Genomic DNA, 11,422 nt, shown 5'->3' with positions numbered 1-11,422 from the left:
ATACTTGTCTTCACCACAAAATATAGCATGATCCATAGATTTGTGAAGGAATATCGCACTCTTCCTATTTTAAGCATCAGAACTCTGTTTGTCTTCAAAACCCTTGACAATGCGAGAAAGTTCTGCTTTTTCATCTATAATAACGCGAGTAGGCGCACCGCTAATAATTCGCTCATAGTTACGCAGTGAATCTTTAATATCTGGTCCGTCGGCTGTGATATTATATTCACGAATGCCCTTATCATGCCAAGAGCCTCGCATTTTAAAGACGTTAATTGCCCGCGACATTTCTCCCCGAATCTCTACATACTGCAACATCAAAATTGTGTCTGTAATTGTGGAAATATGGGAGTCGGTAATGGAATGAGAACCGAGAAACTGGTCTGTAGTATTGGTAAAAAAACCAGTGATTTCTTCTTGTTTAGCATAACCTGTAACACCAATGACAAATTGACGAAAAGCGTTATTACTAACACCTCTAGCCATGGCTGAAAGTGAATCAATGGCAATGCGAGCAGGTTTAAAATGAGATATTTCTGATTTAATAATTTGTAAATGATCTTCTAAACCAGTTGATTCGGGATAGGTACAAATTATTTTTAACAATCCTTGATGTTCTAATTCCTCAAAATCAATCCCCCATGAATAAGCATTACGTGAAAGTTGAGCGCGAGATTCTTCATAGGCAAATAATATCGCTCTTTCACCATTAATACAGCCATCTTGGATAAATTTGCTCACTAATAAGGTTTTACCAGTTCCTGTAGCTCCTGTTGCTAAAATAATCGAATCTTTAAAGAAACCACCACCACACATCTGATCAAGAATTTTCACCCCAGAAGATACTCGCACATTAGAGGATCTTTGTGTTAATCGCATTGCTCCCAAGGGGAATATATTAACTCCTTCGTTGGTAATTGTGAAGGGATATTCACCTTTCATGTGAGTTGTTCCCCGTAATTTGAGAATTTCAATAGTTCGACGACGGCGTTCTCCTTCTAAAACGTTGCGAACAATCACTACATTATCAGAAACAAATTCTTCAACGCCAAAAGATGCTACTGGTCCATATTCTTCACCTCTTTCAGTGGTAATGATTGTGGTGACGTTTAATTGTTTCAGACGCGCTACTAAACGGAAAATTTCCCGTCGCACTACTCCTACAGCTTCATATTGTTGAAATATGGCTGTCATTGAATCAATGGAAACTCTTTTTGCTTTATATTTACGAATTGCATATTGTAACCTTTCAATCAGGGCAGATAAATCAAAATTACCGACTATATCTTGACCTTCGGGATCTGGAGAAGCGTCGAGAATAAATAATTTACCTTCATCAATTAAATGTTGCAAATTCCAATTAAAAATATGGGAATTTTTAATAATATCACTGGGTGATTCCTCAAAGGTGACAAATACTCCTGGTTCGTCAAAGTAAGTGATGCCATTATAAAGGAATTGCAGTGATAACAAAGTTTTTCCTGTCCCGGAAGTGCCACTCACTAAGGTGGTTCTACCCACGGGTAAACCCCCATGACTAATATCGTCAAAGCCCTCGATCATTGTCCGAATTTTTTCTACGCCACCAACAGGTATTTTTTTTTGGTCAAACTGCTCTTTTTTTGTCATGGTTTATCTAATATGGATATTCAACCTGGTTTTTTAAAATCAAGAAAGTTTTTGATCATTTTTCATAAATACAGCAGAATCTACTAAGTTAAGAGTCCTTTGGTAAAACCTGCTTAATAATTAAATTGATTTTTTATGAAAATTTTGTACTTCTTTTACCCCCAATCTACTGTATGTTATCCTACTCTTTTTCGTATTCTTCGTTCAATTCTTCATACAGCAGATCCAATCCAATTAATACTCTTTCTCTGTCTGTGAGATCACCAATAATTTTCCGCACCGGCGGCGGCAAAATTTTTGATAATGTCGGAGTGGCAAGAATTTTATCTTCTTCAGCTAATTGGGGGTTTTTCAGGACATCAATTACTTTTAAGGCATAAACACCTTTAAATTCTTGCTCTAAGATGTCTTTGAGGGTTTTTAAGGCTCGCACTGAATTGGGGGTGTTCCCCGCCACGTATAGCTTGAGAACATAGGTTTTTTTGGCTTGATTCATACAATATAGACTCCTAAAAATAAGCAATAAATGTGACAAATAAAAAAAGCAAAGGTTTTGGTTTTATCTATACTTTTAGTATTTACTCACAATCAATGGAGACGCAAATTCTGCTTGGCCACATTCAATTGATTTTAGCAACAGTAGAACGATAGATCTCACAAAGATGTGCCAAAATATCTATTAAGGTTAAACGGTAATCTAGTAATGTTTCATCGCTTCTACCTTCTAGTCTTAATTGTTTGGCAAATTCGTCAATGATTTCCATGTGCATTTCTATAATTTGTGGCACAGGAATATTAGCATAAAATAGGGCGTTGATAAATTTATCAATTTTTTCTTTTATTGCTTTGTCAGTTAGAAAATAATTTACAATAATTTGCCGATAATCTGATTTCAGTTCTTCTAGAATTTCCCGTTTTTCGGTAGTAGTCATATCCTGAAAGTTTTGTGCCTTTCTCTGCTGGGCAAAGGACAGGAAATAATTATTTTTTTTATCTAATGTCTGATTAGGTAAATAGTATATCTGATCAGGTGTAGTAGTAATTGGTAGCCAATACCATTCGCTGATTAATCGGTAGTATTGGCTAAGGAATTTACTCATGAAATTCCATCTGTGAATAAGTAAACCTTTGTGCCTCTTTTGTGCAAATGGTCTACCGCAAATTTGTTTTATATTTATTTGTAAAAGCAATATAGGTACTAACATCTACGGTTGATAAATCATGGGTATTATGTAGGAGTGGGATATATAAGTTAGTAAATAAGCATATTTATTTAGCTTAAATAGGATAACTTATACAAATTGGCGTAGTTGGGAATCATTGATGAGTGCATTAACAGATCAAAATTGGACTTAGGTTACATTACTTTACTCCTTGATAAGATACTTAAACAAACTTAAAGAATTGTCGCATTTTAAATCATTATAATTCCTCAAGGTTCTAAAGCGAATCTTTGGAGTCATAATTATTGTTGTAGTTGTCACTCTCAAAAGTAATGACTTTCAATACAAGTAATAATCTTGTCAAGATGGTTACTTGTTCACCATGAAAATTCACATCTTGCACTGTGAGGGGAAAAATAATCGGTCATTGGCTTCGAGTTCATGTATTTTTTTTGATGCCATGGACTGTCCCAAAGTCATAGCCCAACCCCCAGACTGGCTCTTTATCTAGCCTGTAGCTTACGGATTATTTATGTGTAAATGGTATCAAACTACTGACCGTGTTTAACACCAATGAAAATACCAAAACTATTCAATATTTGGATTTGGTTTGTCTGGATTTATCTGGTTTGAAGGAAATTTTTCAGCGCAGTTTGTCAATATTAGGACTTACGCACGAGTTACGAAACAACGAACGACGAAAGCATGAACCAGGAAGGAGCGCTCGCAAAGCGCCCTCAAAGGATAGAACAGGAAGGAAAGAAGGTTTCTCCAGATATTGTGCGTAATTCCTAAATGTCTAACGGGAATCCCACAATAGCGTAGCCATTCTCAATATTCTGGCCGGATATTGCTTCAGGCTTGAAGACCATCTCAACGAAAGCTAATGGTGAGGCCGGAGTTGATCATCAGAAGAATGACCACTGAGGAATTATATCAATGCTACAGTACCCGCTTTATCAACTTCTAGCAAATGTACCAATCTGCTTAGAAACAAATACTCTAGCAACCGTGCTGGATATTTTTACCGAAGAACAGTGCGATCGCTTGATGGTAGTCAATTCACAACAAGTCCCAATTGGTTTGTTATACTCTGCTCGGTTACTGCCACAATTATTAGCAGCAACTACTGATGACTACCTTTTAAATTTACAGCGACCAATCTCACAAGTGGATAAATCGCTCCTAGAACCAATACAAACCATATCAGCCGCAGAGAGTCTAGAACATTTCCGCCTATTTTTAAAATACCAAGAAACTAAACAACAAAGAAATTTAGATTGGGCATTGGTTGACTCAGATGGTAAACTCCTGGGAATAGTGGATATTTTACGCTTATTGCAACTCTTAGCTGAAAACAAAAATCCTATTAACTCAATCATCAATCAGGAAAAAGAACCGCCGAAAATACACACATCCATAGTCCATTTGTTGGGGCAACTGCCTTGGCCAATTATGTTACAAAATAGTCAGGGCAAAGTAATCACGCAAAATCCTGCTTGGTGGCAACAATTGGGAGCATTAAAAGACATCGAAGGAGTTAGAAAACAGGTAGAGACCATACTTGCCCCAACGCATGCTCAAAAATCTGCTTATATTTATGCTAATGGGTCTGAAAATCAGAAACCAGATCCTTTCACGAGTCCCAAAACAACTATCTCCCCAACGGTTTTTTCACCTGATGAGTCATCAGCTTTACCATTTCTGGAAGAGTCACCCGTCAATGTAAATAGTAGTTCTGATCGCTGTGTTTTAGATACGCATCTGGGTATTTGTACTTGTGTGGTGGAAATCAAAAATGGTCAGGAACGGGTTTGGCAATTTGCCAAAATCCCTTTGGATAGTAGGGAGTTGCAAATTTGGGTTTCTGAGTCACAAGTGCCAGCAACTACCGACGACCTGTGGCTGATATTAGCCACAGATGTAACGGAACAACAACAACTTTGCAAGGAATTGGCAACAAAAAACGCCGATTTGATTCAACTCAATCGCTTAAAAGATGAATTTTTAGCTTGTATCAGTCACGAATTAAAAACACCACTAACGGCAGTTTTAGGACTATCTCGACTACTTGTAGACCAACAGTTGGGACAATTAAATGAGCGCCAAGCTCGTTATGCTGGGCTAATTCACCAAAGTGGCAGACATTTGATGAGTGTAGTTAATGATATTTTAGATTTGACTCGCATGGAAACTGGACAAATGCAACTCACCTTCACCCCAGTACAAATTCAGGTAGTATGTGAACGAGCTTTGTCAGATGTCAAAAACATCCATCAGCAAACTCACAAAACTCAACAATTATCCCCAGCAGAAAATCAAAATTCTTCTCATCGTCAATTTAGTCTGGCCATTGAACCGGGTTTAGAACAAATGGTAGCGGATGAATTACGCTTGCGTCAAATGCTGGCACATCTACTTTCTAATGCTTTTAAATTCACAGAAGTATCTGGAGAAATTGGGTTACGGGTAAGTCGTTGGGAAGGCTGGATTGCTTTTACTGTCTGGGATACAGGTATTGGGATTCCTGAACAACAACAACATTTAATCTTTCAAAAATTCCAGCAATTAGAAAACCCCCTCACCCGTCAGTTTGAAGGAACGGGTTTAGGATTAGTCTTAACCAGAGCTTTGGCTCGCTTACATGGTGGAGATGTCAGTTTCCTATCTCGTGAGGGTAAAGGTAGTCAATTTACCCTGCTTTTACCACCGAGTCCACCAAAACTCAGTTTTAGTGACTCTGAAGATATAAAACCAGAAAAGCGGGAAATAGGCAACACTGCCAATTCTTCCCGTCAAAATCTCCATAATTCTCCACAATACCAACCTAATTCCTCCCCAAGATTGGTGTTAGTGGTGGAAGCAGTAGCCCAATATATTGAAGAATTAACTGAACAACTCAAAGGTTTAGGTTATCGTGTTGTCATTGCTAGATCGGGAACAGAAGCATTAGAAAAAGCTCGACGTTTACAACCAAAGGCTATATTTTTAAACCCTTTATTACCTTTACTCTCAGGTTGGGATGTTTTAACTATATTGAAATCTGATGCTTTAACTCGTCACATTCATGTTGTTGTCACGGCTACAGCGGCTGAAAAGGAGCAAGCACTTACTAAACAGGCTGATAGTTTTTTAAGTTTACCCATCAAACACCACCTATTGACTACACTATTAGAAAAATTATCCACATCTCTAAACGTTCAGCATTCAGAGATGGAAAATAATCACCGTCCTCAGATTGTCCCTCTACGAATTCTCCGGTTAGTAAATCCAGAATTAGAAGCGGTTAATCTCTACCCTTCCCTCCGAGAACATCGAGTTATTGAAGTAGATGATTTAGATCAAGCAGATTTGTTAGCACGAGTCTGGCAGTTTGATTTGATATTACTAGATATGGAAATTTCTACGGCTCGCACTTATCTACAACAATTAACTAAACACCAGCGATTAGCAACTTTACCATTGGTCACTTGTGATGTTGCTACTACTTTAGCTGCTTCCCAAATACCAGGATTGTCTGTATTTCCTTGTTTAAGTCCCTTGCATCAGGAAAATGATGCCCACAATTACCAGGGAAATGCTTTATCATCTGTATTACAAATTGCCGCTGGCATCAGTTGTCCACTCAGTATTCTTGTGGTAGATATAACGTCGTTGCATGATTTACCCAAAATAAATCGCAAACCAGTCAAGAATTATCAGTTAATTAAAAATTCTCCTCTCAATCTCAAAAATCAGCCGGGTAATAGAGGCTATGAATGGTTTCAAGCTCTAATTCAATACTTACAAACTGCTGGTTTTAGAGCTTCTATTGCTAGTTGTTGGTCCGAAGTTTTACAACAAGTTAGTCATAAAAGTGTTGACTTACTATTAATTTGTTTACAGGAAACGCCGATGCATCAAGAAGTACACAAAGCTATACAATCCTTGGGGGATTTATCCTTTAAATTACCCCCAATTTTGGTACTTGACCAAAAATTAAACCAGCCTAATTATGAAAATAGCTCTCAATCCCGTAAGCACAGATATACATCTTCTGTAGAAACTGCGGTAAGTGAAATTGCTACCCAGATATTACCCCGTTCTATCTCTATGGAAGAGCTATTAACTCAGATAAATCAAGCTTTATCTAAGGTTTGCTCATAGCCTGCGTGCCATCATACTTACATTATTTTTGTATAAATCTTTCCAAAAAATTTTAATAATTACGGTTTTCATCCGCAGCGGTCGTGGTATGATGATAGTGCGTAAATAATGGGATGTAAAAACTAATCTAAATACCCACGCATTCCCATTATAAAAATACCATCCCCGCAGGCGGAAGTCAATAGGCTTAACCTAAAAAAAGAAAATTTTTTGATGATAAAATTAATACTACGGTAATGAAATTTCAGGATGGATTTAACTTATCCTTGTTGACTCTTGGCAAAGAAATGCGAATTAAATGATAAGCTCCTTTTGTGGCTAGACTTTTGTAAGTATCTGGTTGTAACTTCATTTCTGGAAATTTTTCTTGCTCAATAAGCATTAATAATGATAATTTAGTTTTTGAGAATCCTGGGTTTTGAATATATTTTAAAGCTGCTTGGGAAAATTTGATGTAATTAACATTTTGCTTCGTGTAAAACGTCACAGTAGGTTTTTTGAAACCAACCATAATCAATTCTTCATTGGGTTGTTTTAATTCAACAATTAAAGCTGATAATTCCCTAAGAGGTAACTGACGCTGTTGGTCCATAATTAAAATTGCAGGCATTAAAGAAATAGCAATAAAGGCTGTAAATCCCACTAAATTAATTATGATAATCTGTCGGTAACGGTGAGTTAAGATCAAGATAGACGAGATCAGAGCAATTATTAACCAAATTATGCCTCCATATTTGAGTATACCTGATTTCTCCATTTCTGCATATAATTTAGGAGCCGCAGGATCAGGTCCAACAATTTGGGGAAGATTAAATAGAGCAATAGAAATGAAAGTAATAAAAGCTACATTTATCCAACCACTGATACGTAAAGATGCGAGATGGGTTGGGGTGGGGTTTTGTGAAATGGGGAAAATATCACTCCAGGATAATGCCACAAGAATAGCTGCCGCTGGCATCAAGGGTAACACATAACTGGGTAATTTGGTGACGGAAACGGTGAAAAATCCAAATACTCCCAAAAACCATAAACTGACAAATAAACCTAAGTGTTGAGACCGTTCTTGTTTTAGCCAATATGATCGCTGCCACAATTTTAGCTTCACTAGGGACGCAGGGATATATACTGCATAAGGAGCAAAACCCAGCAACACAACTAAAAAGTAGAAATACCAAGGCGCTGAGTGACCATTGACAACTTCCGTAAAACGTTCTATGTTATGATACACAAAGAAAGCGTTAATGAAATTCCAGCCATTACGCCAAGTTACTAAAATATACCAGGGAAGTGATAAAACTAAAACTATAACCATGCCCAAAATCGGCCGCATTTCCCGCCAAATTTGCCAAAATTTGCCGACATACAAGGCAAAAGCAATCATAATTAGTCCTGGTAAAACAATTCCTACCGGACCTTTGGTTAATATTGCTCCAGCAATTAAAACATAACTTGCTAAGTACCATTGGTTAGGAAATTGCCAATTAGCAATGACAATTGCTCTCTTATTCTGAGCATATCCCAGAAAAAAACATAACAAAGTTGAACCTATACAACCGGTGAGCAACATATCAGAAACCCCGGTTCTGCCCCAAACGATCATTTCTGGGTTAAGCACCATTAAAGCTGCGGCTACGGCTGCTGTCAAGTAACGTCTGGGTAAGTTGGTAACTTGTTCTAATTCGTCCTTTTGAGTAAAATACCACTGTACAGTATAAAACGCCAAAACAGTTACGCCCATAGCTGATAATACGGAAGGGGTACGGGCAGCCCATTCATTCACGCCCATAATAGAATAGGCGATGGCTTGACACCAATAAATTAAAGCAGGTTTGTCAAAGCGAGTTACTCCGTTAAAAAACGGAGTAATCCAATCACCAGTAAGTAGCATTTGTCGGGAAGCTTCGGCAAAAAGTGGCTCAGTTTCATCAATTAAGCCCACATTACCCAAATTCCAGCCAAAAGCTATCCAACCAATTACCAATAACCACAGAGACGAAACCGCTACAGCTAAAACTGGACGCTGTTGTAAATCATGAAACCACTTTTCAACCATTTTACCGGAAATACTCACTTTTATGTCCATGCAGTTGTACTTAAAGACGCGGTAATCGTGTCCTGGCTACTACACAATAGTTTACACTCAAACAAAATACAAATAAACTCCTGCCGTGATCAATTACCTATTTTGTAACACCAACTGCCATTCTTGTCTTTGAGGTTGCCATTGGGGGGAGGAAGTTTCCCCGACGACATAGGGTCCCCAATAGTGTCGAGAACCATCTTGGGCAAAAGCTGCTAAAATGTCACCTTTCTCCAGTCTTAAATTAGCTTGAGGTAAGGATACAACTAATCCTGTCTCACTTCCCTCCTCTGGTGCAAAATCCCAATGAGCGGGGGGTGTAGATTTGATTTTATTAATATTGGCACTTTTTTGAGATAATTGTCTGGCTAATAATACCAAACGTACGGGCTGAGTTGTTTTGTTGCTCACGCGCAGCAATCCTGGTACTTTGGTTTTAGTATCTGAATTAACCTGATTAGACAAAACGGTAGACTCTCTTTTTTGGCTACTCGATTCTACTGGTTGAATTGGTGTACTATTTGAATTAGTTTCCTCTCCATTAATTTCAGTGTTTGTCACTCCAGATGGTGTATTTCTGGTAACTTTTGATACTGTTTCTGGATTTGTAGACTCAAAAGATATGCTGACATTTAACCATGCTGCTATCATCCCAATTAGTCCTAATGCCAAAAAAACAATCATCAAGTTACGATACTGATACATGGAATCTTTCATAGTCAGATACAGTTAGAAATAAAATTAAAGGCTAGCCTAAAACGATTATGTTTATCAATGATCCCCAATGGTAATTAAACGGGTTTACTTAGATTATCCAAAGTAGATTATTCAATTTCACAGCATCAAAACTAGTTTTTCTCACCCTGTTTTCTGTTCTTTGCTACCATGCAAAATACTCGTCTCAACAACCTGTTAGACACCATAACTAGAAGCCTAAGTCAATGGTTTCTTAATCCTTGGCGGCGGTTATCATTGATACTAATTAGTTTTTTGTTTGGCTTTTTTTTGGGATCAGCAGTATCAACAACCGCTGGACAAAAAGCAGAATTAGACATTGTAGTAGCTGCATTTTTAGTTGTATTTACTGAGATATTTAGTAAATTATTTTACAGTCGCTCCTGGTTGGCGCGGGCAGCACTTTGGGTAGAAACACTCAACTATTTGAAAGTTGGTTTTATCTACAGCCTATTTCTAGAAGCTTTGAAACTGGGTTCGTAATTTTATGAGTAGTGAATGGCTAAGTAAAATTTTCACAATGGATACGTCTTGGCAACTATTAGCACAAGCCGCAGCATTGGCAGATCCTTTGAGAGCTAAGGTATTTAATATCACTGCTGATAATGTAGCCCAAGTTATGCAAAGGAGAGGGGACTTATTGAAGTTAGTTTTCCCTGATTTTAGCCAGTTTTGTCAAACTACCTTAAAAACTGAACCCCAAAAAATGTTAGAGGTACTATGGGATTTGTGGCTACCTTTGAGTATCAAAATTGCAGACCAGCGTCAACAGTTAGGTAAACCTTTTATCCAAGGGATTTTAGGTTCACAAGGAACCGGTAAAACTACCATGTCTAAAATACTGGTTTTGATTCTCCAGCAGTTGGGATACCAGACTTTAAGTTTGTCCTTGGATGACTTGTACAAAACTTATAATGATCGTTTGGTCTTAATACAACAGGATTCTCGTTTGCTTTGGCGCGGACCGCCTGAAACCCACGATATTCACCTAGCTTTAAGTGTACTCGATCAAATTGCTCAAGGCAAGGGTCCTGTCATGGTTCCTAGATTTGATAAATCTGCTTATGGGGGCGTTGGCGATCGCACTACTCCTGAATTTATCACAAATCCTGTAGATATTGTTCTCTTTGAAGGTTGGTTTGTGGGTGTAAAACCAATTCACCCTAGAGCGTTTTTAACTGCACCACCACCCATTATTACAGATGCAGATAGAAAATTTGCTGCTGATATGAATGATCAACTTAAAGATTATTTACCACTTTGGGAAAGATTGAATAGTTTAATAGTTCTTTATCCTACAGATTATCGTTATTCTTTAGTATGGCGAAAACAAGCGGAAAAACAAATGATTGCTACTGGTAAATCAGGAATGAATGAATTACAAATAGAGGAATTTGTGAATTATTTTTGGCGTTCTTTACACCCGGAATTATTCATTAATCCTTTAATTCAATCATTATCTGTTGATTTAGTAATTGAAATTAATGCTGATCATAGTTTTGGTAAGTTTAGATCCCCGACTTTTTGAAACGAACCACTCCAGGCACAGAGATCACAAGTGAGAAAGGAGATATTTACATCTCTTTTATGATCGGTATACTGGTATGTACTTGAATGGATAAATTTTAGCCCCCTCCTCGCTTGCGGGGAGGGAGTTGGGGGTGGGGTT

At 37.7% G+C, this 11,422-nt stretch carries 8 protein-coding genes; 3 read left to right on the top strand and 5 right to left on the bottom strand.

Annotated elements, in window-relative coordinates; all coding sequences use genetic code 11:
* Positions 1 to 69 precede the first annotated feature (69 nt).
* From kaiC to H6F39_RS02815, 3 genes are all read right to left on the bottom strand, one after another.
* The gene (kaiC, locus tag H6F39_RS02825; RefSeq protein ID WP_028083971.1) at positions 70 to 1,629 is read right to left on the bottom strand and encodes a circadian clock protein KaiC; all 1,560 of its coding nucleotides are present in this window, start codon (positions 1,627 to 1,629) and stop codon (positions 70 to 72) included.
* Positions 1,630 to 1,810: 181 nt separating this feature from the next.
* Positions 1,811 to 2,125 (bottom strand): circadian clock protein KaiB, encoded by a 315-nt coding sequence (kaiB, locus tag H6F39_RS02820; RefSeq protein ID WP_028083970.1) that lies wholly within the window; start codon positions 2,123 to 2,125, stop codon positions 1,811 to 1,813.
* Between the two features lie 124 nt (positions 2,126 to 2,249).
* A complete protein-coding gene (locus H6F39_RS02815; protein WP_190371183.1) occupies positions 2,250 to 2,834 on the bottom strand; it encodes a KaiA family protein in 585 nt (194 codons plus the stop codon).
* 897 nt (positions 2,835 to 3,731) lie between these two features.
* Here H6F39_RS02815 and H6F39_RS02810 point away from each other — a divergent pair.
* A complete protein-coding gene (locus H6F39_RS02810) occupies positions 3,732 to 6,938 on the top strand; it encodes an ATP-binding protein (RefSeq protein WP_199290842.1) in 3,207 nt (1,068 codons plus the stop codon).
* A gap of 244 nt (positions 6,939 to 7,182) precedes the next feature.
* Here the strand turns inward: H6F39_RS02810 and H6F39_RS02805 are convergent, their stop codons facing one another.
* Together H6F39_RS02805 and H6F39_RS02800 are read right to left on the bottom strand one after the other, a co-directional pair.
* Entirely contained in the window at positions 7,183 to 9,021 is a 1,839-nt protein-coding gene (locus H6F39_RS02805; RefSeq protein WP_137906766.1) for a glycosyltransferase family 39 protein, read from the bottom strand.
* 93 nt (positions 9,022 to 9,114) lie between these two features.
* Complete coding sequence (locus H6F39_RS02800; RefSeq protein ID WP_242028599.1) at positions 9,115 to 9,723, bottom strand: hypothetical protein; 609 nt, start codon at positions 9,721 to 9,723, stop codon at positions 9,115 to 9,117.
* A 180-nt stretch (positions 9,724 to 9,903) separates the two neighbouring features.
* Here H6F39_RS02800 and H6F39_RS02795 point away from each other — a divergent pair, with 180 nt between their 5' ends.
* Complete coding sequence (locus H6F39_RS02795; protein WP_137906764.1) at positions 9,904 to 10,236, top strand: DUF565 domain-containing protein; 333 nt, start codon at positions 9,904 to 9,906, stop codon at positions 10,234 to 10,236.
* A gap of 4 nt (positions 10,237 to 10,240) precedes the next feature.
* Positions 10,241 to 11,281: a glycerate kinase gene (locus tag H6F39_RS02790; protein ID WP_190396177.1), complete on the top strand. Its 1,041-nt coding sequence runs from the start codon at positions 10,241 to 10,243 to the stop codon at positions 11,279 to 11,281.
* Positions 11,282 to 11,422 lie beyond the last annotated feature (141 nt).

The organism is Dolichospermum sp. FACHB-1250, from assembly GCF_014696335.1.
Taxonomy (GTDB): domain Bacteria; phylum Cyanobacteriota; class Cyanobacteriia; order Cyanobacteriales; family Nostocaceae; genus Dolichospermum; species Dolichospermum planctonicum.
Note: the sequence above shows the minus strand (reverse complement) of the source record. Positions and strands in the feature narration are given on the sequence as shown.

What these genes read in the sequence shown, in the direction of transcription:
- kaiC (WP_028083971.1), bottom strand. Translation starts at nt 1,629, where the DNA reads ATGACAAAAAAAGAGCAGTTTGACCAAAAAAAAATACCTGTTGGTGGC.
- kaiB (WP_028083970.1), bottom strand. Translation starts at nt 2,125, where the DNA reads ATGAATCAAGCCAAAAAAACCTATGTTCTCAAGCTATACGTGGCGGGG.
- H6F39_RS02815 (WP_190371183.1), bottom strand. Translation starts at nt 2,834, where the DNA reads ATGTTAGTACCTATATTGCTTTTACAAATAAATATAAAACAAATTTGC.
- H6F39_RS02810 (WP_199290842.1), top strand. Translation starts at nt 3,732, where the DNA reads ATGCTACAGTACCCGCTTTATCAACTTCTAGCAAATGTACCAATCTGC.
- H6F39_RS02805 (WP_137906766.1), bottom strand. Translation starts at nt 9,021, where the DNA reads ATGGACATAAAAGTGAGTATTTCCGGTAAAATGGTTGAAAAGTGGTTT.
- H6F39_RS02800 (WP_242028599.1), bottom strand. Translation starts at nt 9,723, where the DNA reads ATGTATCAGTATCGTAACTTGATGATTGTTTTTTTGGCATTAGGACTA.
- H6F39_RS02795 (WP_137906764.1), top strand. Translation starts at nt 9,904, where the DNA reads ATGCAAAATACTCGTCTCAACAACCTGTTAGACACCATAACTAGAAGC.
- H6F39_RS02790 (WP_190396177.1), top strand. Translation starts at nt 10,241, where the DNA reads ATGAGTAGTGAATGGCTAAGTAAAATTTTCACAATGGATACGTCTTGG.